This is a genomic window from Stutzerimonas sp. VN223-3 (assembly GCF_045999685.1).
In the GTDB taxonomy this organism is placed as follows: Bacteria; Pseudomonadota; Gammaproteobacteria; order Pseudomonadales; family Pseudomonadaceae; genus Stutzerimonas; species Stutzerimonas stutzeri_AR.
On sequence record NZ_RBEC01000001.1, the window covers coordinates 1,600,160 to 1,624,404 of the forward strand.

24 protein-coding genes and 3 pseudogenes are annotated in these 24,245 nt (G+C 58.7%); 17 read left to right on the forward strand and 10 right to left on the reverse strand.

Annotated features, from left to right (window positions below; genetic code table 11):
• Positions 1-35: 35 nt before the first annotated feature.
• The 6 genes and pseudogenes from D7241_RS07145 (at position 36) to D7241_RS07170 (ending at position 6,346) form a co-directional block, all read left to right on the forward strand.
• Positions 36-1,322, forward strand: coding sequence for a hydroxymethylglutaryl-CoA reductase, degradative (locus D7241_RS07145; RefSeq protein WP_408100915.1), 1,287 nt, complete (start codon positions 36-38; stop codon positions 1,320-1,322).
• On the forward strand, positions 1,319-2,245 hold the full coding sequence (locus tag D7241_RS07150; RefSeq protein WP_408100916.1) for a hydroxymethylglutaryl-CoA lyase: 927 nt from the start codon (positions 1,319-1,321) through the stop codon (positions 2,243-2,245). The genes D7241_RS07145 and D7241_RS07150 overlap by 4 nt, the downstream gene beginning before the upstream one ends.
• Before the next feature lie 108 nt (positions 2,246-2,353).
• A complete protein-coding gene (locus D7241_RS07155; RefSeq protein ID WP_408100917.1) occupies positions 2,354-2,833 on the forward strand; it encodes a hypothetical protein in 480 nt (159 codons plus the stop codon).
• Positions 2,833-4,215, forward strand: a complete 1,383-nt coding sequence (locus D7241_RS07160; RefSeq protein WP_408100918.1) for a tripartite tricarboxylate transporter permease — start codon at positions 2,833-2,835, stop codon at positions 4,213-4,215. Before D7241_RS07155 ends, D7241_RS07160 begins: the two co-directional genes overlap by 1 nt.
• 171 nt (positions 4,216-4,386) lie before the next feature.
• Positions 4,387-4,763, forward strand: a pseudogene (locus tag D7241_RS07165) (site-specific integrase); the annotation flags it as partial.
• Entirely contained in the window at positions 4,760-6,346 is a 1,587-nt protein-coding gene (locus D7241_RS07170; protein WP_408100919.1) for an ABC-F family ATPase, read from the forward strand. The pseudogene D7241_RS07165 and the gene D7241_RS07170, both read left to right, overlap by 4 nt.
• 71 nt (positions 6,347-6,417) lie before the next feature.
• On the opposite strand, the pseudogene D7241_RS07175 reads toward D7241_RS07170, so the two are convergent.
• The 4 genes and pseudogenes from D7241_RS07175 to D7241_RS07190 all read right to left on the reverse strand — a co-directional run.
• Positions 6,418-6,590, reverse strand: a pseudogene (locus tag D7241_RS07175) (DUF1294 domain-containing protein); the annotation flags it as partial.
• Positions 6,591-6,622: 32 nt separating this feature from the next.
• Positions 6,623-6,685 (reverse strand): annotated as a pseudogene (locus D7241_RS07180) (hypothetical protein); the annotation flags it as partial.
• Positions 6,686-6,754: 69 nt separating this feature from the next.
• Positions 6,755-7,729 carry an alpha/beta fold hydrolase gene (locus tag D7241_RS07185; protein ID WP_408100920.1) on the reverse strand — a complete coding sequence of 325 codons (975 nt, stop codon included), beginning with the start codon at positions 7,727-7,729 and terminating at the stop codon, positions 6,755-6,757.
• Between the two features lie 33 nt (positions 7,730-7,762).
• On the reverse strand, positions 7,763-8,593 hold the full coding sequence (locus D7241_RS07190) for an undecaprenyl-diphosphate phosphatase (protein ID WP_408100921.1): 831 nt from the start codon (positions 8,591-8,593) through the stop codon (positions 7,763-7,765).
• Between the two features lie 286 nt (positions 8,594-8,879).
• Here D7241_RS07190 and D7241_RS07195 point away from each other — a divergent pair, with 286 nt between their 5' ends.
• A complete protein-coding gene (locus D7241_RS07195) occupies positions 8,880-10,514 on the forward strand; it encodes a methyl-accepting chemotaxis protein (RefSeq protein WP_408100922.1) in 1,635 nt (544 codons plus the stop codon).
• Here D7241_RS07195 and D7241_RS07200 read toward each other — a convergent pair.
• Positions 10,504-10,740 carry a hypothetical protein gene (locus tag D7241_RS07200; protein ID WP_408100923.1) on the reverse strand — a complete coding sequence of 79 codons (237 nt, stop codon included), beginning with the start codon at positions 10,738-10,740 and terminating at the stop codon, positions 10,504-10,506. The genes D7241_RS07195 and D7241_RS07200 overlap by 11 nt on opposite strands.
• A 167-nt stretch (positions 10,741-10,907) precedes the next feature.
• On the opposite strand from D7241_RS07200, the gene D7241_RS07205 reads away from it, so the two are divergent.
• From D7241_RS07205 to D7241_RS07230, 6 genes are all read left to right on the forward strand, one after another.
• On the forward strand, positions 10,908-11,177 hold the full coding sequence (locus D7241_RS07205; protein ID WP_408100924.1) for a hypothetical protein: 270 nt from the start codon (positions 10,908-10,910) through the stop codon (positions 11,175-11,177).
• Between the two features lie 156 nt (positions 11,178-11,333).
• On the forward strand, positions 11,334-11,642 hold the full coding sequence (locus tag D7241_RS07210) for a hypothetical protein (protein WP_255976191.1): 309 nt from the start codon (positions 11,334-11,336) through the stop codon (positions 11,640-11,642).
• Positions 11,643-11,647: 5 nt separating this feature from the next.
• Entirely contained in the window at positions 11,648-11,938 is a 291-nt protein-coding gene (locus D7241_RS07215) for a hypothetical protein (RefSeq protein ID WP_408100925.1), read from the forward strand.
• A 30-nt stretch (positions 11,939-11,968) separates the two neighbouring features.
• Positions 11,969-12,661, forward strand: a complete 693-nt coding sequence (locus D7241_RS07220) for a DUF421 domain-containing protein (RefSeq protein ID WP_408100926.1) — start codon at positions 11,969-11,971, stop codon at positions 12,659-12,661.
• Positions 12,662-12,767: 106 nt separating this feature from the next.
• Complete coding sequence (locus tag D7241_RS07225; protein WP_255976197.1) at positions 12,768-12,932, forward strand: hypothetical protein; 165 nt, start codon at positions 12,768-12,770, stop codon at positions 12,930-12,932.
• A 132-nt stretch (positions 12,933-13,064) separates the two neighbouring features.
• Entirely contained in the window at positions 13,065-14,168 is a 1,104-nt protein-coding gene (locus D7241_RS07230; RefSeq protein WP_408100927.1) for a DNA topoisomerase IB, read from the forward strand.
• Between the two features lie 11 nt (positions 14,169-14,179).
• Here the strand turns inward: D7241_RS07230 and D7241_RS07235 are convergent, their stop codons facing one another.
• The 3 genes from D7241_RS07235 to nfuA form a co-directional block, all read right to left on the reverse strand.
• Positions 14,180-15,133, reverse strand: coding sequence for a diguanylate cyclase (locus D7241_RS07235; protein WP_408100928.1), 954 nt, complete (start codon positions 15,131-15,133; stop codon positions 14,180-14,182).
• Between the two features lie 2 nt (positions 15,134-15,135).
• Entirely contained in the window at positions 15,136-16,119 is a 984-nt protein-coding gene (locus tag D7241_RS07240) for a response regulator (protein WP_408100929.1), read from the reverse strand.
• Positions 16,120-16,270: 151 nt separating this feature from the next.
• A complete protein-coding gene (nfuA, locus tag D7241_RS07245; protein WP_255976206.1) occupies positions 16,271-16,855 on the reverse strand; it encodes a Fe-S biogenesis protein NfuA in 585 nt (194 codons plus the stop codon).
• Between the two features lie 199 nt (positions 16,856-17,054).
• Between nfuA and metH the strand changes: the two genes are divergently transcribed.
• From metH to D7241_RS07265, 4 genes are all read left to right on the forward strand, one after another.
• Positions 17,055-20,747 carry a methionine synthase gene (gene metH, locus D7241_RS07250; protein ID WP_408100930.1) on the forward strand — a complete coding sequence of 1,231 codons (3,693 nt, stop codon included), beginning with the start codon at positions 17,055-17,057 and terminating at the stop codon, positions 20,745-20,747.
• Between the two features lie 146 nt (positions 20,748-20,893).
• Complete coding sequence (locus D7241_RS07255; RefSeq protein ID WP_408100931.1) at positions 20,894-21,226, forward strand: DUF5629 family protein; 333 nt, start codon at positions 20,894-20,896, stop codon at positions 21,224-21,226.
• 195 nt (positions 21,227-21,421) lie between these two features.
• Positions 21,422-22,192 (forward strand): class A beta-lactamase, encoded by a 771-nt coding sequence (gene bla / locus D7241_RS07260; protein WP_408101205.1) that lies wholly within the window; start codon positions 21,422-21,424, stop codon positions 22,190-22,192.
• Between the two features lie 72 nt (positions 22,193-22,264).
• Complete coding sequence (locus D7241_RS07265) at positions 22,265-22,723, forward strand: GNAT family N-acetyltransferase (protein WP_408100932.1); 459 nt, start codon at positions 22,265-22,267, stop codon at positions 22,721-22,723.
• Between the two features lie 6 nt (positions 22,724-22,729).
• Here D7241_RS07265 and D7241_RS07270 read toward each other — a convergent pair whose 3' ends face one another.
• Positions 22,730-23,638, reverse strand: coding sequence for a DMT family transporter (locus D7241_RS07270; RefSeq protein WP_408100933.1), 909 nt, complete (start codon positions 23,636-23,638; stop codon positions 22,730-22,732).
• Positions 23,631-24,146, reverse strand: a complete 516-nt coding sequence (locus D7241_RS07275) for a MarR family winged helix-turn-helix transcriptional regulator (RefSeq protein ID WP_408100934.1) — start codon at positions 24,144-24,146, stop codon at positions 23,631-23,633. The genes D7241_RS07270 and D7241_RS07275 overlap by 8 nt, the downstream gene beginning before the upstream one ends.
• Between the last annotated feature and the right edge of the window lie 99 nt (positions 24,147-24,245).

A 24,245-nucleotide genomic window follows, 5' to 3' on the forward strand; every position in this document is an offset into this window, starting at 1 on the left:
ATCCAACAACAACTGACTCCCTGAGGAGCGCCCTGATGTCCGTTGACTCCCGCGTGTCCCAATTCCGAAACCTCTCCCCTGCCCAGCGTCTTGAACACCTTCAGCAGTTGCTCACTTTGTCCGAAGCGGACACTGCCCTGCTGCGTGACGCCGGCGCGCTGCCGCTCGAGATTGCCGAAGGCATGATCGAAAACGTGGTTGGCAAATTCGAGTTGCCTTACGCCATCGCCAGCAACTTCCAAATCAATGGTCGCGACATCCTGATCCCGCTGGTGGTCGAGGAGCCGTCCATCGTCGCTGCGGCTTCATTCATGGCGAAGCTGGCGCGCCCAACCGGTGGGTTCCTCACCTCCAGCAGTGCGCCGCTCATGCGCGCCCAGGTCCAGATCGTGGGCGTGGATGACCCCTACAACGCGCGCCTCAGCCTGCTGCGCAACAAGGAGGAGATCGTTGCCCTGGCCAACAGCAAGGACCAGTTACTGAACAAGCTGGGCGGCGGCTGCCGGGACATCGAGGTGCATACCTTTATCGAGAGCCCACGGGGTCCGATGCTCGTCGCACACCTGATCGTCGACGTACGCGACGCCATGGGCGCCAACACGGTTAATACCATGGCCGAGGCCGTGGCACCTTTGATGGAGCAGCTCACCGGCGGCAAGGTGCGCCTTCGCATCCTTTCTAACCTGGCCGACTTGCGCCTGGCGCGTGCCCAGGTGCGTATCGCACCCGAACAGCTGAACACCGCCGACTACAACGGGGCAGATGTGATTGAGGGCATCATCGACGCCTATACGTTCGCCGCGATTGACCCGTACCGGGCCGCGACCCACAACAAGGGCATCATGAACGGCATTGACCCACTGGTAGTCGCTACCGGCAACGATTGGCGCGCAGTGGAAGCAGGCGCGCATGCCTATGCCTGTCGCAACGGGCACTACGGCTCGCTGACGACCTGGGAAAAGGACGGCAGCGGCCATCTTGTCGGCACCATCGAGATGCCCATGCCGCTGGGCCTGGTGGGCGGCGCAACCAAGACCCATCCCCTGGCGCAGCTTTCCCTGCGCATCCTGGGCGTGAAGACCGCCCAGGAGCTCGCTGAGATTGCCGTCGCCATTGGCCTGGCGCAGAACTTGGGCGCTCTGCGGGCGCTGTCTACCGAAGGAATCCAGCGCGGCCACATGGCGCTGCACGCTCGCAACATCGCGTTGTCAGCCGGTGCTCGCGGTGATGAGGTCGATTGGGTGGTCAAGCGCATGGTCGAGGCCAAGGACGTACGCGCGGATCGCGCCGAAGCGCTGCTCAACGAGAAGCGCGGCCAATGAGTACCGATGCGGTCAGGCTGGTTGAGGTCGGCCCGCGCGATGGTTTACAGAACGAGCCGTGCGCCTTGCCCGTGGATACTCGCGTCAGGCTGATCGAGCGGCTCGTCGCGGCAGGCCTGCGCCACTTGGAAGTCGGCGCGTTCGTCTCGCCTCGCTGGGTCCCGCGGATGGCAGGTTCCGACGAGATCATGCGCTGCCTCGCTCCGTTGCCTAGCGTCACCTACAGCGCGCTGGTACCCAACGAGAAAGGCCTGAACTCGGCATTGGAAAGCGGCTGCCGCGAGGTCGCCGTGTTCGCAGCCGCCTCGGAAGCCTTCTCGCAGCGGAACATAAACTGTTCCATTGCCGAAAGCCTGGAGCGGTTTGAACCGGTCCTCAGCAAAGCCAAGGAAGCGGGCATAGCCGTGCGTGGCTATGTCTCCTGCTCGCTGGGTTGCCCCCTCAGCGGCGACGTTGAGATAGCCGAGGTTGTCCGGGTCAGTGCCGCGCTGTATGAGATGGGCTGCTATGAAGTCAGCCTGGGCGACACCATCGGCACCGGCACGCCGGGCAAGACCAAAGCCCTGATCGAGGCCTGCGCTTCGGAAATGCCGATCGCCGCACTCGCCGGTCATTTCCACGATACCTACGGCATGGCTGTGGCCAACCTGCACGCGGCGCTGGAAGCCGGCGTTCGGGTATTCGACAGCTCCGTCTCCGGGCTTGGCGGCTGCCCCTATTCACCAGGAGCTACCGGCAATGTCGCAACGGAGGACGTCGTCTACCTGCTCCATGGCCTGGGTATTCAAACCGGCGTGAACTTGGACACGCTGGTGGACACCGGCACGTTCATCGACCATGAGCTTGGTCGGCGGACGGCTTCACGTACAGCGAAGGCAATCAAGGCAAGACGGGAGCGAACGCTCGAACGCACCCCGACCTGACGCGTTTTTCCCAATAACAACAAAAGCCCACCAGGGCAGGAGAAGCATCATGCAATACCCGATGGCCAACTTGCGTGCCCTGTGCCTCGCCGGACCGGAGGCACCACTATGAACAAGCCCGAGCTCTACGAAGTCTGGGGTGACACTGTCAACAGCCGCCACCTGGTTATGGCAATCATCATTGGCGCCTGCGTCAGCCTAGCCACCTTCTATCTCGCCCAACACCTGCTGCTCGGCTTGGTCGAGTCGCCGCAGATGGCGCGGGCTTACGCCATGCTGACCGGCATTCTGGGTTGTCTAGCCGGTGGCGTGATCAGCGCCATGCTGTTCAAGCCCAAGCGCGAAGTCGTCGAGCATATGGCCGACCCGACGTTCCGCCAGCAGGTGCTCGCCGATCTGACGGCAGAGCATGGCACCCTGGGACGGCTGGATGAGCTGCCGCCCGAAGTAGTGGCCGAACTACGTGAGCTGGCGCTCTATGACCTGTTCCGTGAAGCCGAAGCCGCCGAGGTCCGGCATGCCACCGAAGCGCCCTCGCCTATCGATGCGCTACCCGCTCAAGTCAGCCTGAGCGGAGGGCGTTCGTAATGGAAGGCTTACTCGACCAGATCCTCGTCGCCTTTGGTATGGGACTTATCGGCGCAGTGGTGTTCGCCGCCATTGGCCTGATTTCCGGGAGTGATGAAACCACTACTCTCGCCCCGTTGACCCTACTGGTGGTGCTCCTTGGCGTCCCGCCGGAGGGTGTGTTCACCTTCTTTCTTGCAGGCGCGGTGGCCAAACATATGACCCACGCGGTTCCGACCGCTTTGCTGGGCATTCCGGGCGACACCATGGCCACGCCATTGATGGCCGAAGCCAATTACTTGCGAAAACTCGGCGTACCTCACATCGCGCTTCGCAAGATGATCTCGGGTGGTGCCATCGCCGCGCTCGTTGCCGTGCCGCTGTCGGTGCTGTTCGCGGTACTGCTGGCACCGTTCGGCGATGTGATCAAGGAATTTGCGCCTTGGGTGTTTCTCTGCGCCGCGCTCCTGATCGCCTACTTCTCGGCAGGTCGCTGGGCCTCGGTGCTGACCCTGGTGCCCTTCGTGCTGGTCATCGTCGCGCTGCAGACGTTGACTGCGCAGCATGGGGTGAAGCTAGGCGTAAGTTATTTCCTCGGCATCGCGATTGGTCCCCTCATCGCTTCGTTGTTCGCGCTCATGTCTCCAGGGGAGCGCGTTCGCATGCAACGTGACGGCGTGCGGGTGTTTTCACTGTCGCCGGACGTGAAAAGCTGGGGCGGATACTTTCCGAACCCGCTTAAGGTGCTCGACAAACGCCAGACCGGCATGACGTTAGCCACGGCCGCAGTGTCGAGTGCAACCTTCGTCTTCAGCCCGGTAGCGATGACAGTCATCATGGGCGAAGTGATCGGGGCGCGGATCAAGCACGCCTACCATCGCCTCACGACCGTGATTACTGCGCGCAACGGTGTAACCGAGGCGACTTACATCGCCGAGGCGCTGATCCCATTGATCGCCTTTGGCCTGCCGTTGAGCCCTGTCGCTGCCGGTCCTGCCGCCCCGTTGTTCAACGCCCCGCCGCGCTTCTCGGTCGATAGCGCCACCGGCGAGATCAACAACCTGCATACGTTAATGAGTACGTGGGAGTTTTTTGGCTACGGCATGCTGGCCGTGATCATTGCCATCTTGATCGCATACCCGTTCTCCATGAATTTTGCACACCGGGCGGCATCGTTCGTCTCGCGCAAAGTCAGTCACGAAGCAGTCATCGCCACTTTTGTTGGGCTTATTCTGGTGATCGGCATCTGGGAAGGTGGTCTGCTTGGCTTAATGGTGATTCTCACCGTAGGACTACTCGGAGGTTTCCTCTCGCGCTTTCTCGGCTTCAACATCGGCGTCCAGTTCATGGGGTACTACACCGCCGTATTGACCGTGCCGGCTCTGCTGGCCCTGGGCGGATGACTCCTGGGTAACGCTGAGTTCGCCCTGCCTAGCATGGCGGGGCGATTGGCTTTTTTCCTTTTAGCGGTACGACCTTCGGTGCTGTACCTGGCCCAAGCCCTAGAGGCGATCGCAGTGCCGGCGCTGGAAAACTACCAAACACAAGGCGACTACTTACGCTTCAAGGCGAGTGCCGAACCTCGTGCGACGGGCTCAGGTAAAGTCACCGAGTTCCCCTACTGCTTCCCTCCAAGCAAGAACGCATTGTTCATTCAGCAGACCAGTGACCTGCACCATCAACGCGACCGACCATGAAGGCGCTGGGTATTCGTTACCGTCCTCCGTACAATGCGCGCCACACGTACGCAACCATGTGCTTAATGGCAGGCATGACACCTGCTTTCATCGCTAAACAGCTCGGCCATTCGTTACAAATTCTCCTATCTCGATACGCTCGTTGGATCGATGGCGAAGGTGATTGGAACGAAATGAATAAGCTGAAAAATGGGACCAAAACGGGACCAAGCGTAAATCCAAAACCCTGCAACCCGCGAGAATACTGGCTTTGATCTCCACCGCTAACATCACCATGCAGTTCGGCGCTAAACCGCTGTTCGAAAACGTCTCCGTCAAGTTCGGCAACGGCAATCGCTATGGCCTGATCGGCGCCAACGGTTGTGGCAAGTCGACCTTCATGAAAATTCTTGGTGGAGACCTGGAGCCGTCGGTAGGCCAGGTCATGCTCGAACCCAACGTGCGCCTGGGTAAGCTGCGTCAGGACCAGTTCGCCTACGAAGATTTCAACGTCATCGATACGGTGATCATGGGTCACGAGGAGCTGTGGAAAGTCAAAGCCGAGCGTGAGCGCATCTACTCGCTGCCGGAAATGAGCGAAGAAGACGGCATGGCGGTGGCCGAGCTGGAAACCGACTTCGCCGAAATGGATGGTTATACAGCCGAATCTCGCGCCGGCGAATTGCTACTGGGCTTGGGCATCCCACTTGAGCAACATTTCGGGCCAATGAGCGAAGTCGCGCCTGGCTGGAAGCTGCGCGTGCTGCTGGCGCAGGCGCTGTTCTCCGATCCGGAAGTGTTGCTGCTCGACGAACCGACCAACCACCTGGACATCAACACCATTCGCTGGCTGGAAAATATCCTTACGGCGCGTAACAGCACCATGATCATCATTTCCCACGACCGGCACTTTCTGAACAGCGTGTGCACGCACATGGCCGACCTTGATTACGGCGAGCTGCGCCTGTTCCCAGGCAATTACGATGAGTACATGACCGCTGCGACCCAATCGCGTGAACAGTTGCTATCGGATAACGCGAAGAAGAAGGCGCAGATTGCCGAATTGCAAACCTTCGTCAGCCGCTTCTCTGCCAACGCCTCGAAGGCCAAGCAAGCTACTTCGCGCGCCAAGCAGATCGACAAGATCCAGCTGGCCGAAGTCAAACCGTCCAGCCGCGTCAGCCCGTTCATCCGTTTCGAGCAGACCAAGAAGTTGCACCGCCAGGCCGTGACCGTCGAGCACATGGCCAAGGGCTTCGACGGCAAGACTTTGTTCAAGAACTTCAGCTTCACCGTCGAGGCCGGCGAACGCGTCGCCATTATCGGCCCCAACGGCATTGGCAAAACTACTCTGCTGCGTACGCTGGTCGGCGAGCTGCAGCCCGATGCCGGTTCGGTTAAGTGGACCGAGAGCGCCGAGCTCGGCTACTACGCACAGGACCACGCCGACGACTTCGAAGACGATGTGACGTTGTTCGACTGGATGGGTCAGTGGACCCAGGGCGGCGAGCAGGTAGTACGCGGCACGCTCGGTCGGATGCTGTTCTCCAACGACGAGATTCTGAAATCCGTTCGGGTGATTTCCGGTGGTGAACAAGGCCGCATGCTGTTCGGCAAGCTGATTCTGAAAAAGCCCAACGTGCTGGTGATGGACGAACCGACCAACCACCTGGATATGGAATCGATCGAGGCGCTGAACCTGGCGCTGGAGAACTATCCGGGCACGCTGATCTTCGTCAGCCATGACCGAGAGTTCGTCGGCTCGCTGGCGACACGCATCATCGAGCTGTCGGATTCCGGCGTGACAGACTTCAGCGGCACCTACGATGATTACCTGCGCAGCCTCGGCGTGATCTGAGGATCGTATCGGTAAGAAGGCGCCCCGCTAACCCGGGGCGTTTTTGTATCCGATACATCAGCCTCCGATACTCACAGCTGCAACAGCAATCGATACAGTCGCTGGAGATACAGATAGTCGAACCACGCCACCTGATGCGCAACGACGATCAACCAGAACACCAACTGGACGACAACTTGCGGGTCTTGTGGCGCAATGCCTGCTGAGCGAGCAACGCACCCGGCCAGCCACTGAACAGTTCGAGATGTGCGCGAAGATCTCCTCACCGCCCTGCTCCGGCCGGATAAAGCCGGATCCCTTCTGATCGTTCCAGCTTTTCAGCTGACCGCGTAATTCCATGGCACATGATCCGGTGGCAAAGCCGGTGATTCTAAAACCCTACTCTGCTAGCGACGAGACGCCAGATATCTACTGGACCGGCGTGTAGCGACGCTCAAGAAAGCCGAGCAGCAGCCTGTTTACCTGCTCGGGCTGTTCGCTCTGCACCCAATGTCCGCAGCTACCAAGCATGTGCTGTTCAAGATCAGGTACCCAGCCGGGCATCTTCTGCAGCGTATGCGCTTCCAGCGTACCAACCGGGTCCTTATCACCTAGCAGAAATAGCGCGGGCTGCCCGATCTTGCGTTCGGCCAGTGGCGCGGTTCGCTCCCAGTTGCGTTCGAAATTGCGGTACCAGTTGAGCGCACCACGGAAGCCGCGTCCCTCGAACGTAGCGACATAGATGGCGAATGCTTCCGGACCGCACCAGGCTGGCGGCAAGCCGGGATCCTGCATGCCATGATGCAGCGAATTGTCGGCCGGCTTGTCCTTCAGGAAGTAATTCTTGGGCACGGCTGCCGAGGTGTTGTGCATCATCATTCGCAAGGTTCGCGGGATGTCATGATCCAGCTCGGCCTCGGCAACGCCTGGCTGCTGGAAATAGAGGATGTAGTTGAAGCGATCGGCGAACTGGCTGCGGATGATGTCGATTGCAGGCTTTTTCGGACGTCCGCCGTAGGGAACGGCCATCGCGGCAACCACGCGGACTCGCTCTGGCTCGAGCAGGGCCAGGTGCCAGGCAACCGGTGCGCCCCAGTCGTGGCCTACCACCGCCACCGAGCGATGGCCAAGCAGGTCCATCGCGGCCTGGATGTCTCCACATATCGTCATCAAGTCATAGCCAGCGACATCATCCGGCGCGCTGCTTTGTCCGTAGCCACGCATCTCCGGCACCAGGACGCGGTAGCCCGCCTCAGCAAGAGCACGCACCTGATGCCGCCACGAATACCAACACTCCGGAAAACCGTGCAGCAGCCAGACTACCGGCCCTTGTTCCGGCCCGGCGCTGTAGACGCTAAGCGTGATGCCATTTATCTGCAGCAATCGATGTTCGTAAGCCTTCACGGGGCACCCTCAAGCAATCAGCTTTCAGCGCGCTCAGCCCGCCGCGGTACTCCAGTCAATCAGGCTGAACTGCCAGGTCGCCAGGATGATGAGACCGAAGATGATTCGATACCAGGCAAATGCCGCATAACTATGGTTGCCTATAAATTTGAGCAAGGCTCGAACCGCTATCATTGCAAAGATAAACGACGTGACGAAGCCGATCGCAAACACTGGAAAGTCGTTCGGCTGAAACAGCTCGCGGTATTGATAACCCGAATAGACCGCCGCGCCAACCATGGTCGGCATCGCCAGGAAGAAAGAGAACTCGGTAGCCGCTTTGCGCGACAGCCCGAACAACAATCCGCCGATGATGGTCGCCCCGGAACGCGACGTGCCGGGAATAAGTGCCAGGCACTGAGCGCACCCCACCTTCAACGCGTGGGTCCAGTGCATGTCGTCGACCGTTTCTGCCTGAACGCGGTGCTGACGCTTTTCCGCCCAGAGCATGACCACTCCGCCAATGACCAGCGCAGTCGCCACGGTAATCGGATTGAATAAGTATTCGTGAATAAGATCGGCAAAAGCCACTCCGAGCACCACGGCAGGAAAGAACGCTACCAGCAGATTGCCCGTGAATTTCTGCGCTTGTTTTTCCTTAGGCAACCCCATCACCACATCGAAGATCTTGCGCCGGTACTCCCACACCACCGCCAGGATCGCGCCCAGCTGAATGATGATGTTGAAGGCCAGTGCCCGCTCGCCGCCAAAACCGATCAGGTCGGCAACGATGATCTGGTGTCCCGTACTGGAAATGGGAAGAAACTCAGTGATGCCCTCTACCACACCTAAAATCAACGCCTGGAAGGCAATCCAAAGATCCATCTAATCCCCATCAGCGGTGCAATCCACCGCATTTGAATATGCAACCAAGGTATATGCCAGACAGCTATCTGAGCGCTGTTCTGACTCGCTTGTACCAACTAAATTCACTGCCTCGACGTCGGCACCCTCATCTTTTATCGAGACTTGCCGAAAAGCTACACGAGGGCTCATGAAACCAACCACTGCCGCAGGACAAATATCAGGGCAGACCATGGCGCCAAGCTCCATCGGATATCAACGTACAAATAATAAAGAAGATAAAGCCTCAACAGGAGCTCATAAACCGATGAATTTGCTACGAAACTTCCCGATCAGTAAACGCCTCTGGCTGATCCCGGTGGTAGCAGTCGCCATGCTATTCATCCTCGGCCTGTTGATGATTCAGCAAGTACGGACCGACCTGTACAAGGGCAAGCAGGTCATGACCCAGAACATCGTCGAGACGGCCAACGGCATTCTCGACTATTACCAGCAGCTCGAAGCCAGCGGCACCCTGAGTACCGCCGAGGCACAAAAGGCCGCCATGGACCAGATCCGCGTGCTGCGCTACGGCCAGAACGATTATTTTTGGATCAATGACATGACGCCAACGATGCTCATGCATCCCATGAAGCCGGAGCTGGAAGGTAAAGAACTATCCAATCTTAAGGATCCTAACGGCAAGGCTCTGTTCAACGAGATGGTCAAAATAGCCCGCCTGCAGGGCGCAGGTCTGGTGGATTATATGTGGGCCAAACCGGGCGAACAGGATCCCGTGCCCAAAGTCTCCTACGTTGAGCTGTTCAAGCCCTGGGGCTGGATCATCGGCACAGGCATTTATGTCGATGACGTGGAAGCGGAGTTTCAGAACTACCTTGTTCGCTTCTCCATCATCGGGCTGGCCATCGCCGCGCTGATGGCCGTGCTGGTCGCCATCCTAATTCGCAGCATCACACAACCGTTGCGCCATTCCATGCAAGCCATGGCCAACATCGCCAGCGGCGAAGCTGATCTCACGCGCGACCTCGACGTATCGGGTAACGACGAGCTGACGACGTTGAGCCGGGATTTCAATAGCTTCACGCAGAAACTCCGTACGGTTATCAGTCAGCTGTTCGAGACCGCCGGATCGCTGGAAAAGTCCTCCAACGCCCTCGGCGGGCTTGCGGGACAAGCGCACCACCAGAGCCAGCAGCAATCGCAGCAAATGGAGCTGGTGGCAACGGCGATCAACGAAGTGACCTATGCGGTGCAGGAAGTAGCGAAGAATGCCGAGCACGCCTCCAACGAGGTCGGTGAGGCTGAAAGCCAGGCCGGTCAGGGCCAGCGCAGCATCGCAACCAGTCTGCAACAAATCGACCAACTGTCGACAACCATCGGCGAGGCCGTCGGCGTGATTCAATCATTGGCAGATGAAACCACCAAGATCGGCTCGGTTCTCGAGGTGATCGGTTCGATCGCCGACCAAACCAACCTCCTGGCGCTCAACGCCGCGATCGAGGCGGCACGTGCTGGCGAGCAAGGTCGTGGTTTCGCCGTCGTGGCTGACGAAGTCCGCTTGTTGGCGCAGCGCACACAACAGTCGACCGCGGAAATCCACACGATGATTGAGCGCTTGCAGAAGAACTCCGGTGCCGCGGTCACCGTCATCATGGAAAGCAGCCGAGCATCGCAAGCCACCGTCGAACAAGCCAGCCAGGCGGGTGAGAGCCTGGGTCAGATCGCCCAAGCACTGCGCACCCTTTCCGGCCTCAACGCGTCGATCGCCAGCGCTACGCTGCAGCAGGCCCACGTAGTCGAGGACATCAATCAGAACGTGACTCAGGCAGCCGGGCTGGCCCAGGAAAGTACCCTGGCCGCAGAGCAATCGAGCGCAGCTGGCGATCAGTTGGGGCAACTGGCCGAACAGTTGAATCGACTGCTCCGGCAATTCAAAGTGTGACAGGGTAGTTGATACCGCTCAGCTTCAATAACTGGTAACTGGCAGTTATAAACAAAATGGCCGGCACATAAGTCCCGGCCATTTTCTGTATTACAGTGGTTTGTTTCTCGCGTGCCGGCACAACATTCTCCGTTTGTTTGATGCGCGACCAAACGCCGTTAAAAAAATAGTGCCGCCCCAGCAAAATCGCGGCATCCAGCACAGGCTTAATGACGAACAGAAGCACACCAGATGTTATACCTTCGACTAATTGCAAAAATACTGAAGGATGACGAACTCTCGATGTGACTTATCAGTCCTCTGTGTACATCAATGGAATGTAAGGCCAACGCCGGCAGCCTGGCGGCAAGGCTCAATCCGATTCCTTGGGTATCAAACAGAGAGACATGCCCCATGAACAGCCCCCTTCGTTTCAACGACGCCCTTCTCATCACTGATCGCGCATTCAAGCCCTTCCAGTGCGTCGCCTGGACCCTTCTCGAAGGCAATGGTGAACTGAGCATTACCGTTGTAGATGGCAGCGAATCCCGCGCGGTTGGCCATTGCAAACTTTCTAGCAGCGTCTATTCCGATCCGGTCAAACTTGGCCAGTCATTGGAACAAGCCCGCGCCGATCTGAGCCGTCAGGGTGTCCACTTCGCCCCATGGCACATGCCGGAATAAACGCACCAGCTGTGAATGAGCCAAGGCCCGGTTGTGCAAGCACCGGGCTTTTTCGTTTACGACCCGAATCCCGCCCTGCATCCTGGTTCCGCTTTCAAACTGATCCATTCGCTTGTTTTACGGTCCCAGCAATAAGTGGATAACCAGGAGCGAGCCATGAAAGGTGCAGAAGCCTACGTCAATGATCAGTGGCACAGCAGCGGACTGGCAAACCTGCCGGAGGGTCTAGAAGGACATAGCATCACGCTGAAATTCATCATTCCCCGAGATGCGCAGTTCACCGGGCTGATCACGCATGTCTGCGAAGTCGCCCAGCAGCGGCTGGGCGAGCACTACAAAGGCCGCCGAATAACGCACAAGCCTGTGGTGGGCTCGGTCGTAGGCGATGGCAGTGGCGACGGCATCGACCTTGTATTCGACGTCGCGCCAGCCGATGGGATGGCTTCTCGCAACACCGCGGAGTGATGACCATGACTACCCAACACATCGCACTGGATGAAGCCATGCGCATCAGCGAGATGGCCTTTCTGCCCTGCCATGCGGCTGCGAAGGCAAATAACGAAGACGCCAGCTTTTCGTTGCGGGTAATCAACGCGGCGGGCGATGAGATACTGACGATTTCCCACATTGCTCGTTCCCAGTACGTCGCTCCTACTCACCTTGCTGGGCTACTGGAGAATGCGCGCCTGCAACTGAGCAAGGATGGGGTGCCGCTGAGCGCTTGGTCCATGCCAGCGCAACCGGGCATACCAGGTGCATGACCGAATATCGACGTTAGCTAGCGAGGCCGGATGACTCCCTTTGATTGGCAGCGCATGCTGCTTGATGATTTTCCGCTGCTGTTCCTCGCGGAAGTGGCGCTGCGCGCACTGTTCGCCTTCGTTGGAGTGTTTCTGTTCCTGAAGATCAGCGGGCGTCGCGGCATTAGGCAGCTATCGCTATTCGAGCTGGTGGTGATTCTGACGCTGGGGTCGGCAGCCGGTGACGTGTCTTTCTACGAGGACGTGCCGCTGCTTCCGATCGTAGCGGTTTTCGTCACCCTGCTTGTGCTTTATAGACTGACAGTTCTGACGATGACCCATAGCGAGCGGCTCTCCAACTGGATGGAGGGCAAGCCGGTTACGATCATCAAGGATGGGTTGTATGAGCTGAACAGTCTGGACAGATTGAACATATCATCCGACGAGTTCTTCATGGAGCTGCGCCAGCAAGGCGTTGAGCACTTGGGCCAGGTCCGCCTCGGCATTCTTGAAACCGATGGCGATGTCAGCCTCTTTTTCAACGATTCCGAAGCGGTACGACCGGGTCTCCCGGTGCTGCCGCCCGAGCATCGACCGACTTATCGGCAGGCACCTTCCAGCGGCCTATTTGCCTGTACGCGCTGCGGTTTCCCAAGCGCCATCGAGAGTCAGCAGACGGCCAATTGCCCTCGTTGCGGTAATCAGGAATGGGCCAAAGCACTACGCCATCCCCGAGCTCGCTGATATGCGGCGCGAACGCCCACGGTTCACATGGGTCATTTAAAGAGACGGGACCGCGCGACCTCTAGCGCGGCTTCCCTTTTCTAATCTTCGACCCAGGAGTGCTCATATGATTGGCGACTATTCCTCGATAAATGAACATCTCGAAACCGCACGAAAGCATGCTGACCATGCCGAGACAAAGGCAGATCCGGCCCTCTATCGTGAAGCAATCGACGAGCTGGTTGCGGCGATTCGGCTGTTGATGCGTAACAGCCAGGAGAGCGAGGACTGACCGCTATCTGTACCAACGTCTTCGACGCCCCGGGTCGTGTTACAACGCTTACTCGAGCGTCGCAAGACCGAAGGGTTGCTTGCGCTATCACGTCGCACGATAGCGACGCGATGCGTTCATGAGGGATTTCAGATGCTGATCGACCAGAGCGATGAGACTCATCTGGCCCAAGCAAAAGGCATTCGTCCCGTGCCAAAGGATGAGCAGCCCGATACCGGCACGGCTCTTTGCCCGGCACTTCCTGCTGATCTGCACTATGTAGATGACACTGGTCCCGGCATCAGCCGCCGGATACTGAGAGGCAAGTTCGCCTACTTTCTCCCGAGCGGAGAGCGCATTCGCGATACAGCGGATATTTCACGAATCAACAAGCTGGCCATCCCTCCGGCCTATACCGACGTATGGATCTGCCCCGATCCCATGGGCCACATGCAGGCAACCGGGCGAGATGCACGTGGCCGTAAACAGTACCGCTACCACCCGCGCTGGCGGGAGATCCGGGACAGTAACAAGTACGAACGCATCCTGTCGTTCGGTGCATCGTTGCCCAAACTGCGTGCGCGTTTGGAACAGAACCTGGCTTTGCGTGGAATGCCGCGCGAGAAAGTCATGGCGCTGGTGGTGCAGTTGCTTGAGTCGACTTTGATTCGCGTCGGCAATTCACGCTACGCGCGAGAAAACCGCTCCTATGGCCTGACCACCCTCCGCACGCGCCACGTGGACGTACGCGGTACTGCGATTCGCTTTCAGTTTCGAGGCAAAAGCGGCGTGGAGCATCAGGTCACATTGAAGAACCAACGCCTGGCGCGCATCATGCGGCGCTGCATGGAACTGCCTGGGCAACATTTGTTTCAATACTTGGACGAAAACGGCCAGCGCCATGCCGTGAACTCCAGCGATGTAAATCAGTTCCTTCGCGAAATGACCGGCGGGGACTTCACCGCCAAGGATTATCGCACCTGGGCAGGCAGTGCTCTGACATTGGAATATCTGCGCAAGCTTGAGTGGCAGCCCGACGCAGTCGCTCGGCGCAACCTGGTCGAAACGGTCAAGGAGGTGTCCCGCCAACTGGGTAACACCCCCGCTGTATGTCGCCAGTGCTACATCCATCCCGACGTCCTTGATGCCTTCGTGTCGGGCGATCTCGCGAAGCTGCCAAAGGCAAGAAAGCGCAAATGGATGAGCAGCGAAGAAGTCGCGCTGTTGAGTTTTCTGACCGAACGTAATTCGGGCTAACGACAAACTACCTACTGGTAGAGCGTCACTCGGTTGCGGCCCGCCGACTTCGACGCATAGAGAGCGCTGTCAGCCCGTTCGATCAGCTGCGCATAGCCGCTCGTGGGTAGACTGAGATCGGCGATGCCGAAGCTGATGGTAAATCGGATGCGGTGGTTCTCATGGCTCACCTCATAAGCTTCGGAAGACTGGCGCAGCCGTTCGGCAAACATCACCGCACCCTGACTGTCGGTGTCCGGCAGCAGCACCACGAATTCTTCGCCGCCATAGCGTCCGGCGACGTCGGCGCCCCGCATGCTCTGCCGGATGAGATTGGCTGTTTGCTGGATTACGGCATCACCAGCCTGGTGGCCGTATTTGTCATTGATCTTCTTGAAGTGATCTATATCGAACATCACCAGCGCTGCATTGCTGTCGTAACGACGGTGCCGAGCATAATCCTGACGCAGCATCTCTTCCCAATGGCCTCGGTTGAACAGGCCAGTAAGGCGATCGGTACTAGAAAGCCGCTGCAGTTCCTGGTTTGCCGCCTGCAGCTGGCGGCGGTTGGTTGCCACGTCAGTCACATCGTAAATGATCAAGCAGATCTGCTCGATGCTGCCGTTGAGCCCCTTCAATGGCAGCAGCGTGGTGTTCTGATACATGAAGTCTTCCAATCCGGTGATCGGCTGGTAATTCTTGAATCGCAGCAGATACGGACGCTGCTCCCAGATCGTGGAGGATGGAGTGCCAAGCGTCGCGACGTTTTCCACCTTGCGTCGGAACCACTGCTCGTCCACCTCAGGGAACAGCTCGAAGAAAGATTTTTTATGCGCGTCTTCGGGTAACCGCCCGGAGCGATTCTCCATGAAGGTGTTCCATACATCGACGCGGTAGACGCGATCCAGCACCACGACGCCAACGTCAATGCTTTGGACAATTGCCTGGAGCCAGTGGAGCTCGCTCAGATTGGTCGAGTCGGACATGCTCAGTTCATCATGTGGGCAAGTTTGCGAGACAGCAGCTCAACCGAATCCTCGGTGAACAGCAGCAATAGATCGAAATGGATATCGTGGCCTTCCAGGCTGTAGCTGATTTCCACCGCGAGCGTGCTTTTCCAGCGCTGCCGGTTGAAGCGGATGAGCTCGTCGATCGAAGCATGCTGCCCCAGCACCTGCGGATGCCCTAGGGAAAATACAACATCGATCTGCTCGGCGATCCCGCTCAGGCATGCGCTGATCAACAGACTCGACAGATCGAGCAGCATTTCCAGCTCTCGATAATCATCGGTGTGCATCAGGCGCGCCATGTCGGCCACTTCCGAGTCGTGGAAGATCAGCAGTGCCTCGCCGGAAATACCGCCGCCGATATAGCCCTGGCAAACCGCGGTAAGCTTGTCGCCGTGGGCCGCATCCGCGAGCGCCATATGTAGCTCGCTGGCTTCAAGAATATTCACGTTAGGCACGGGCAGCTGCACGAAGACCCCAAGGACCTTTGCGAGCAACGCCGCCGCACGCCCCATCGCGACGTTCACCACCTCGCTAAAAGCATCGCGAAAGACGATTGGCCCTGCTTCCCGCTCGCCGAGCATCGATAATTCGCTGCCCATCAGCCCGAGCCCGGCCAGCGTCTGTCGCAAATGCATGGGGTCCGCGGGCTTACGGATGAATGCCAGCGCGCCCAGCGCCAGCACGCGTCGTACAGCCTCTTCCTGAATATCCGCGGATATGACGATGACCTTGCAATCGAGCTGGCCATCACGAATCCCCGCGAGAACCTCATAGCCGTCCATATCCGGCATGGTGAGATCGAGCAACAGCACGTCGATGCCGCCCCCACGAATACATTCGAGCGCCTCGCGACCGCTGGCCGCCTGGTGAATGCTCAGCGGCCAGGCAGCCGGAAGCGCACGCAGCAATTGCTTGCGCGCCAGGCTCGAATCATCGCAAATTAACAGGGAAACGGCAGACATGCAGCGCTCGCTCAGTTATCCAGGTCCCCGGAACCCGGACAGCTTATCCCAGCGAGCAAGCGCTGTGGTGGTGGCGCCGAATAAATAATGGCATTTTGCCAATATTTTATCTGAAACGCCCGCAACTTGGGCCGTTGCGGCCTTTGCAGCTTTAGTAGTAGGCGTTATCCCTATTGGTATGGTCCGTCACGTCACGCACACCTTTGAGCTCTGGGATACGCTCTAAAAGAGTCTTTTCTATGCCTTCTTTGAGCGTCACGTCGGCCTGTCCACAGCCCTGACAACCGCCGCCGAACTGCAACACCGCTACGCCCTCCTCGACTACGTCGATTAGCGTAACTTGCCCACCGTGGCTGGCCAGCCCCGGGTTGATTTCAGTTTGCAGGTAATAATTGATGCGCTCATTCAGCGGGCTGTCTTCATTGACCATTGGCACCTTGGCATTCGGTGCCTTGATGGTCAGCTGACCGCCCATGCGGTCAGTGGCGTAATCGACCAACGCGTCTTCCAGAAAGGGCTCGCTGACGCCATCGATCCAGGCGGTAAAGTTCTTTAGCGCAATAGCAATGTCGTCCGGCTTTTCTTCGCCGGGCTTACAGTAGGCGATGCAGGTTTCCGCGTAGGGCGTGCCGGGCTGAGTAATGAAGACCCGGATGCCGATGCCCGTGGTGTTCTGCTTCTCAAGCAGATCGGCCAGGTAATCGTGTGCAGCTTCGGTAATGGTAATGGCGCTCATGGGAACTCCTCTCAGACATGGAGGCAGTGTACGCCAACCACCGCGCCGGATAAAGTCCTAGTATTTTAGTAGGAATTATTGGCAGGTTACTACATTGGGCTGAATATGAGCATTGCTCATGCAAATCAGCTCATGATCAAAAAGCATGCAGCTTTGCTATCATTCACGGTCCTCGCAAACTAGCTTTCAGGTAGTCCCCATGCTCGACCGCAACGCCCGTCTCCAGGCACTCCAGCAGGCGCTCAAGGAGCGCATTCTGATTCTCGACGGCGGCATGGGGACCATGATCCAAAGCTATAGACTGGACGAGTTCGACTACCGCGGCGAACGTTTCGCCGACTGGCCTCAGGACCTCAAGGGCAACAACGACCTTCTGATCCTTACCCGGCCGGACGCCATTAGCGCTATTGAAAAAGCGTACTTCGACGCTGGCGCCGATATCGTCGAAACCAACACCTTCAATGCCACTCGCGTGTCCCAGGCCGATTACGGCATGGAGGCGCTGGTCTACGAGCTGAACGTCGAAGGCGCGCGCTTGGCCCGTCAGGCCGCCGACGCCAAGACGGCCGAAACACCGGATCGCCCGCGCTTCGTTGCTGGCGTACTCGGCCCGACCAGCCGTACCTGCTCGCTTTCACCGGACGTGAACAATCCAGGCTACCGCAACGTCACGTTCGACGAGCTGGTGGAGAATTACACCGAAGCCACCCGCGGCCTGATCGAAGGTGGCGCGGATATGATTTTGATCGAGACCATCTTCGACACTCTCAACGCGAAAGCCGCCATCTTTGCCGTGCAGGAGGTCTTCGAAGAGATCGGTTTCGAGCTGCCGATCATGATCTCCGGCACCATCACCGACGCCTCTGGTCGCACGCTGTCCGGCCAGACCACCGAGGCGTTCTGGAATTCCGTGCGCCACGCCAAGCCGATCTCCGTCGGATTGAACTGCGCGCTTGGCGCCAAAGAGCTGCGGCCTTATTTGGAAGAACTCTCGAACAAGGCTGAAACTCATGTATCGGCGCACCCCAATGCCGGCCTGCCAAACGCCTTTGGTGAGTACGATGAAAGCCCGGCGGAAATGGCCTCCGTAGTCGAGGAATTTGCGGCAGCGGGCTTCCTCAATATCGTCGGCGGCTGCTGCGGCACCACGCCGGCCCATATCGAGGCGATCGCTAAGGCCGTCGCCCAATATGCACCGCGAGCGATTCCTGATATTGCAAAGGCCTGCCGGCTATCCGGCCTCGAGCCCTTCACCATCGATCGCAATTCGTTGTTCGTCAACGTTGGCGAGCGCACCAACATCACCGGCTCGGCGAAGTTTGCCCGACTGATCCGTGAGGACAACTACACCGAAGCCCTGGAAGTCGCCCTGCAGCAGGTGGAAGCCGGCGCGCAGGTGATCGACATCAATATGGACGAGGGCATGCTGGACTCGAAGAAGGCCATGGTGACCTTCCTCAATCTAATCGCCGGGGAGCCAGACATTTCCCGAGTGCCGATCATGATCGACTCCTCCAAGTGGGAGGTGATCGAGGCCGGCCTCAAGTGCATCCAGGGCAAGGGCATCGTCAACTCGATTTCCATGAAGGAAGGCGTCGAGCAGTTCAAGCAGCACGCCAAGCTGTGCAAGCGCTACGGCGCCGCCGTGGTAGTGATGGCGTTCGACGAGGCCGGCCAGGCCGATACTGCCGCGCGCAAGCGTGAAATCTGCCAGCGCTCCTACGACATCCTGGTCGACGAAGTGGGCTTCCCGCCAGAAGACATCATCTTCGACCCAAACATTTTCGCCATCGCCACCGGAATTGATGAGCACAACAACTACGCCGTGGACTTCATCGAAGCCTGCGCCTATATCCGCGACAACCTCCCCTACGCCCTGACCTCGGGCGGCGTGTCCAACGTGTCGTTTTCGTTCCGCGGCAACAATCCGGTGCGTGAGGCGATCCACTCGGTCTTTCTCTACTACGCCATCCAGAACGGCCTGACCATGGGCATCGTCAACGCCGGACAGCTGGAGATTTACGACGAAATCCCAAAGAAACTGCGCGATGCTGTCGAGAACGTGGTACTCAACCGCACGACCGGCGGCACCGAAGCGCTGCTGGCTATCGCCGATGATTTCAGGGGCGACGGCAGCGTCAAGGAAGCGGAAACCGAGGAGTGGCGCGGTTTCACCGTCGAGAAACGGCTGGAACATGCACTGGTCAAGGGCATCACTACCCATATCGTTCAAGATACCGAAGAATTCCGCCTGCAATGCGCGCGCCCCATCGAGGTCATCGAAGGCCCGCTGATGGCCGGCATGAACGTGGTCGGCGATCTGTTCGGCTCGGGCAAGATGTTCCTGCCGCAGGTGGTCAAGTCAGCCCGCGTGATGAAGCAGGCCGTGGCGCACCTGATTCCCTTCATCGAAGCCGAAAAAGGCGACAAGCCCGAAGCCAAGGGCAAGATTCTCATGGCCACGGTCAAGGGCGACGTTCACGACATCGGCAAGAATATCGTTGGCGTGGTGCTCGGCTGCAACGGCTATGACGTAGTGGACATGGGTGTCATGGTCCCGGCAGAAAAGATCCTGCAGACGGCCATCGCTGAAAAATGCGACATCATCGGTCTGTCCGGTCTGATTACCCCATCGCTGGACGAAATGGTCCACGTCGCCCGTGAGATGCAGCGCCAGGATTTCCACCTGCCATTGATGATCGGTGGAGCCACCACATCCAAGGCGCACACCGCGGTGAAGATCGATCCGCATTACAAGAACGACGCGGTGGTCTACGTCACCGACGCCTCGCGCGCGGTGGGCGTGGCGACCACGCTACTGTCGAAAGAACTGAAGCCGGCCTTCGCCCAAAAAACCCGCGAAGAGTACGCAATCATCCGCGAGCGCACCGCAAACCGCAGCGCCCGCACCGAACGCCTGACTTACGCCGAAGCCATCGCCGTCAAACCCGAATTCGACTGGGCCGAGTATTCGCCGGTCAAACCGACCTTCACCGGGCGCAAGGTGCTGGAAGACATCGATCTGGGCACTCTGGTCGATTACATCGACTGGACGCCGTTCTTCATCGCTTGGGATCTGGCTGGCAAATACCCACGCATTCTTGAAGACGAAATCGTCGGTGAAGCCGCCACTGCGCTATTCCAGGACGCGCAGGCCATGCTGACCAAGCTGGTCGATGAAAAACTGATCAAGGCGCGTGCCGTGTTCGGGTTCTGGCCGGCAAATCAGATCGACGAAGATGACTTGGAGGTTTACGGCGACAATGGCGAGCCGCTAGCCAAGCTGCACCACCTTCGCCAACAGACCGTCAAAACCGACGGTAAGCCGAATTTCTCGCTAGCTGACTTCGTTGCGCCAAAGGACACCGGTGTGACCGACTATGTGGGCGGCTTCATCACCACCGCAGGCATCGGCGCCGAAGAAGTCGCTAAGGCCTACCAGGACGCCGGTGACGACTACAACTCGATCATGGTGAAAGCGCTCGCCGACCGCCTTGCCGAAGCCTGCGCTGAATGGCTACACCAGCAGGTGCGCAAGAACTGGTGGGGCTATGACCCGGAAGAGCAATTGAGTAATGAAGAGCTGATCAAGGAGCAATACAAGGGCATCCGCCCTGCTCCCGGCTATCCGGCATGCCCCGATCACACCGAAAAAGCCACACTGTTCAAGCTGCTCGATGCGGACGGCGCGAGCCAGGTCACCCTGACCGAGCACTACGCCATGCTCCCCACTGCCGCCGTCAGCGGCTGGTACTTCGCCCATCCGCAGGCGCAATACTTCGCGGTCGGCAAGATCGACAAAGATCAGGCCGAGAGCTATAGCAAGCGCAAGGGTCAGGAACTGGCTGTGACCGAACGCTGGCTGATGCCTAACCTGGGTTATGACAACTAACGCAGCGATGCGAGCTTTTGGGAGCAGAAGTAGCGCTTGAGTCTTGCCCATAAAAGCGTATATCGACGAGGCATTTTTGCCCTGTTATGCGCGATTAGCAGGGCACTCCAACCATACTTATCCTTTCGATTAGGTACACACCAATCATGCCCGCCGCTCCCCTTTACCTGCTCGACCAGCTCGAAACTGCCGACATGCTCGAAATCAATGGGCTGCATGCCTTCGAATTCAGCCTGAACGACCAGCTTCTGGATCGCGCCGAAGCAGCCGCGCTCGCCGACGAATCCTTTTCCAGCGAAGAAGTAGCGCTGCGAATCGAGTCGTTGGACGGGCGTGAACGGCGACGGTGGCAGTTCAGCTACAACGCTGTGATGGAAGCGCAATACAGCGCCGAAGACGACAGCTGGACGCTGGGCGATCCGCCTCAGCATCGCCTTAGATGCATGGGCGCAGTTAGCGCTTGCACCGAAGACGAATAATTCCATCCGCCTGATCGAGCATGCCAGGCACCAATGCACTTACACGATTCGCACCTCTAACAGGAGGTTTCATTGAGCCTGACAAGACGTTGCTTCCTCTCGGCGACGGCCAGCCTCGCCGTTGGCAGCGTTTGCGCGGCTAGTCCGTTGAATGGCAATACAAGCGATGCATCCCAAGATAGCTTCATCCGCAAGGTGATCCAGCTAGAAGCCAGACTCGGTGCACGCATCGGTGCGGTGGTTAGAAGTCCGCAAATAAATTTACATTGGGCGCATCGGGCCGATGAGCGTTTTCCCATGTGCAGCACTTTCAAACTGCTCGCCTCCGGCGCATTGCTGGCTCGAGTAGATAGGGGGCAGGAACGGCTCGATCATGTTGTCCGCTTCGAGCTGGCCGATGTAGTCGACTATTCACCGATCACGCAAAGCCAGGCCGACGGCAACGGCATGACCCTCGCCCAGCTGTGCGAAGCTGCGCTGACCCACAGCGACAATACGGCGGGCAATCTCATACTCGAGCACGTCGGTGGCCCAGTCGGGGTTACCGAATTTGCCCGGACACTCGGCGACACAATGACCCGGCTCGATCGCTGGGAAACCGAGCTCAACGAAGCGACACCCGGCGATCCGCGAGACACCACGACGCCAGACGCCATGTCGCACTGCGTGGATGCCTTATTGTTCGGCGAGGCCCTTTCCGCGTCGTCACAGCAGCGGCTAAGCGATTGGCTGATTGCCAACAAGACAGGCGATGCCAAGCTGCGGGCCGGTATGCCAGCCAGCTGGCGGATCGGCGACAAGACGGGAGGCGGCAATCACGGCACCATGAACGACGTGGCCGTTATCTGGCCGCCGGGGCGGGAACCCTTAATTGTCAGCATCTACATGACCGAGACGGCCGCCTCGTTCGACGACCGCAACGCAGCGTTTGCCGAACTGGGCAGGACACTCTGCGAATTGGTGTGAGCCGGTACATGCCGGTGTTGCGAGCCGACTCAACTAACGTTGCGGTATTCCATCACAGAGCGAAGGCAAATCATGCAACCTGAAATTCTGCGAGCCGAAGTCGCCGAGGTAAGCGGCATTGCCCCGTTATTCAATGCTTATCGGATGTTCTATGGCCAGCCGTCCGATCTCGCATTGGCCAACATCTTTCTCGCCGAACGCATTCGTAATGACGAGTCGGTGATTTTCTATGCGCGGGACGCCGCAGGAACCTATCTGGGCTTCACTCAGCTTTACCCCATCTTCTCGTCCATCTCCGCGCAGCGCTCGTGGATACTGAATGACCTCTACGTGACTGAAAGCGCCCGAGGTCGCGGCATCGGGCGGATGCTAATGAAACGCGCCAGCGAGCATGCAATAGCGACCGGCGCCGGGGCTCTAGCGCTAGAGACGGCAAAGACTAACACCGGCGCACAGCGTCTCTACGAGTCGCTGGGGTATGTCAGGGATAACGAGTTCTACAGCTATTTTCTCAGCCTGAGCGGGGGTTGATTCGGGTCAGTCAGGATTCGCGCCGTGCCGCAGCAACAGAGCGATGGCAAGCATTACCAGCAGACTTCCCGGTAGCCAATGCCAACCGATTCGTTGCGGATGCTCGATAAATAGCAACACCATCGACACGAAAGGCACCAGATAGCTATAAGCGGTTACCGCGCCAGGCGTCAGCACTGCCGTGGCCCGCTGCTGCAGGAAGAACGTCATGCCGCTTGAGAAGACGCCGAGGTAGATCACCAGTGCCGCGTCGCTCAGATTCATCTTTGTGAGCCCGGCAGGCTCCTCCAAGATCAGCCCCAATATGCCAATCAGAACGGCGCCTGCGAGCAGACTCCAAAAGGTCCGCAACCCGGCCTGCTGGGCAAGCACGCCACGATGCAGGCCCCATTTACTCAGCACCGGATACAACGCCGAGGCGATGCAGCCGAAGAAAAAAGCCAGTTCTCCAAAGCCGAGCTTGAGTTCCGTCAAGTCTCCGTTGCTTTCAGCAAGGGCCAGGCCCAGTGCACCGAACGCGCCCAGCGCCAGTATCGCCAGCAGCCGCCCCGCGGGCCGTTCCACACCCAGGCCACGGCCGATGCAGTACGCCAACAGCGGAACGCTGACGAATAGCGTGGCCATCGACAACGCGCTGATGCGATGCGCAGCCCAGAACATGGTGCCGAAAAAGCCAGCCAGGCTCAGACCCATAAAGGCGTACAACAGCAGCCCCGGTAGGCTCGGCCAACGGTCCTCATGACGCCAAAGCAGCGGAAGTAGCGCTAATGCTGCGATGCTGAAGCGTATTGCGGTAAGCAGTAACGGGGGTAAACCTTCACTCATCAGGCCCACCGCAGGAAACGACAGGCCCACAAACAATGCCCACAACAGCATGCCCAGGTGCGCATGCGTGCGACGCTTAGCTTCAGTCATCGTCTTTTCCTTCAAGCGACAGCAGGAGCGTGCGCAATGCGCCCGCTAATGCCTGTTTCTGTTGCGCATCGAGAGGGGTTTGCAGCTGATGTAGGGTCGCCACGTATTCGTTGAGGCACCTGAGCAAAACCGTCTGCCCTTCGTCACTCAAGCGAATCAGCAGGCTCCGACGATCTTCGGGATTGGCTACGCGCTGGATCAGCCCGGCCGCTTCGAGCCGGTCGAGACGATTGGTCATCGCGCCCGAGCTGAGCACCGCGGCGTGGCGTAGAGCGTTCGGCGTCAATCCCCGAGGCTCACCGCTGCGGTAGAGCGTGGCGAGCAAATCGAACTCGCCGTCGTGCAGCCCGTGTTTGCGAAAGACCGTCGCCACACTGCGGTTGAGATATTTGGAGAGACGATACACACGCGTGAATACCGCCATCGGCGATACGTCGCATTCTGGAAGCAGGTTGTGCCATTGAGCGAGCACGCCGTCGACGTGGTCGCCTGGGCCGGGCTTCTGCATAGTTAGCTCCAGCAAAAGAATCTTCACGTAAAGCTAAATAGACGCAAGCATGAACGCAAGCGTCAATGCAGCGAACGATGCGCGGCCCGACGAGCGACA

What these genes read in the sequence shown, in the direction of transcription:
- D7241_RS07195 (WP_408100922.1), top strand. Translation starts at nt 8,880, where the DNA reads ATGAATTTGCTACGAAACTTCCCGATCAGTAAACGCCTCTGGCTGATC.
- D7241_RS07205 (WP_408100924.1), top strand. Translation starts at nt 10,908, where the DNA reads ATGAACAGCCCCCTTCGTTTCAACGACGCCCTTCTCATCACTGATCGC.
- D7241_RS07190 (WP_408100921.1), bottom strand. Translation starts at nt 8,593, where the DNA reads ATGGATCTTTGGATTGCCTTCCAGGCGTTGATTTTAGGTGTGGTAGAG.
- D7241_RS07230 (WP_408100927.1), top strand. Translation starts at nt 13,065, where the DNA reads ATGCTGATCGACCAGAGCGATGAGACTCATCTGGCCCAAGCAAAAGGC.
- D7241_RS07275 (WP_408100934.1), bottom strand. Translation starts at nt 24,146, where the DNA reads ATGCAGAAGCCCGGCCCAGGCGACCACGTCGACGGCGTGCTCGCTCAA.
- D7241_RS07240 (WP_408100929.1), bottom strand. Translation starts at nt 16,119, where the DNA reads ATGTCTGCCGTTTCCCTGTTAATTTGCGATGATTCGAGCCTGGCGCGC.
- D7241_RS07225 (WP_255976197.1), top strand. Translation starts at nt 12,768, where the DNA reads ATGATTGGCGACTATTCCTCGATAAATGAACATCTCGAAACCGCACGA.
- nfuA (WP_255976206.1), bottom strand. Translation starts at nt 16,855, where the DNA reads ATGAGCGCCATTACCATTACCGAAGCTGCACACGATTACCTGGCCGAT.
- D7241_RS07215 (WP_408100925.1), top strand. Translation starts at nt 11,648, where the DNA reads ATGACTACCCAACACATCGCACTGGATGAAGCCATGCGCATCAGCGAG.
- D7241_RS07270 (WP_408100933.1), bottom strand. Translation starts at nt 23,638, where the DNA reads ATGACTGAAGCTAAGCGTCGCACGCATGCGCACCTGGGCATGCTGTTG.
- D7241_RS07145 (WP_408100915.1), top strand. Translation starts at nt 36, where the DNA reads ATGTCCGTTGACTCCCGCGTGTCCCAATTCCGAAACCTCTCCCCTGCC.
- metH (WP_408100930.1), top strand. Translation starts at nt 17,055, where the DNA reads ATGCTCGACCGCAACGCCCGTCTCCAGGCACTCCAGCAGGCGCTCAAG.
- D7241_RS07155 (WP_408100917.1), top strand. Translation starts at nt 2,354, where the DNA reads ATGAACAAGCCCGAGCTCTACGAAGTCTGGGGTGACACTGTCAACAGC.
- D7241_RS07150 (WP_408100916.1), top strand. Translation starts at nt 1,319, where the DNA reads ATGAGTACCGATGCGGTCAGGCTGGTTGAGGTCGGCCCGCGCGATGGT.
- D7241_RS07220 (WP_408100926.1), top strand. Translation starts at nt 11,969, where the DNA reads ATGACTCCCTTTGATTGGCAGCGCATGCTGCTTGATGATTTTCCGCTG.
- D7241_RS07265 (WP_408100932.1), top strand. Translation starts at nt 22,265, where the DNA reads ATGCAACCTGAAATTCTGCGAGCCGAAGTCGCCGAGGTAAGCGGCATT.
- D7241_RS07235 (WP_408100928.1), bottom strand. Translation starts at nt 15,133, where the DNA reads ATGTCCGACTCGACCAATCTGAGCGAGCTCCACTGGCTCCAGGCAATT.
- D7241_RS07210 (WP_255976191.1), top strand. Translation starts at nt 11,334, where the DNA reads ATGAAAGGTGCAGAAGCCTACGTCAATGATCAGTGGCACAGCAGCGGA.
- D7241_RS07255 (WP_408100931.1), top strand. Translation starts at nt 20,894, where the DNA reads ATGCCCGCCGCTCCCCTTTACCTGCTCGACCAGCTCGAAACTGCCGAC.
- D7241_RS07160 (WP_408100918.1), top strand. Translation starts at nt 2,833, where the DNA reads ATGGAAGGCTTACTCGACCAGATCCTCGTCGCCTTTGGTATGGGACTT.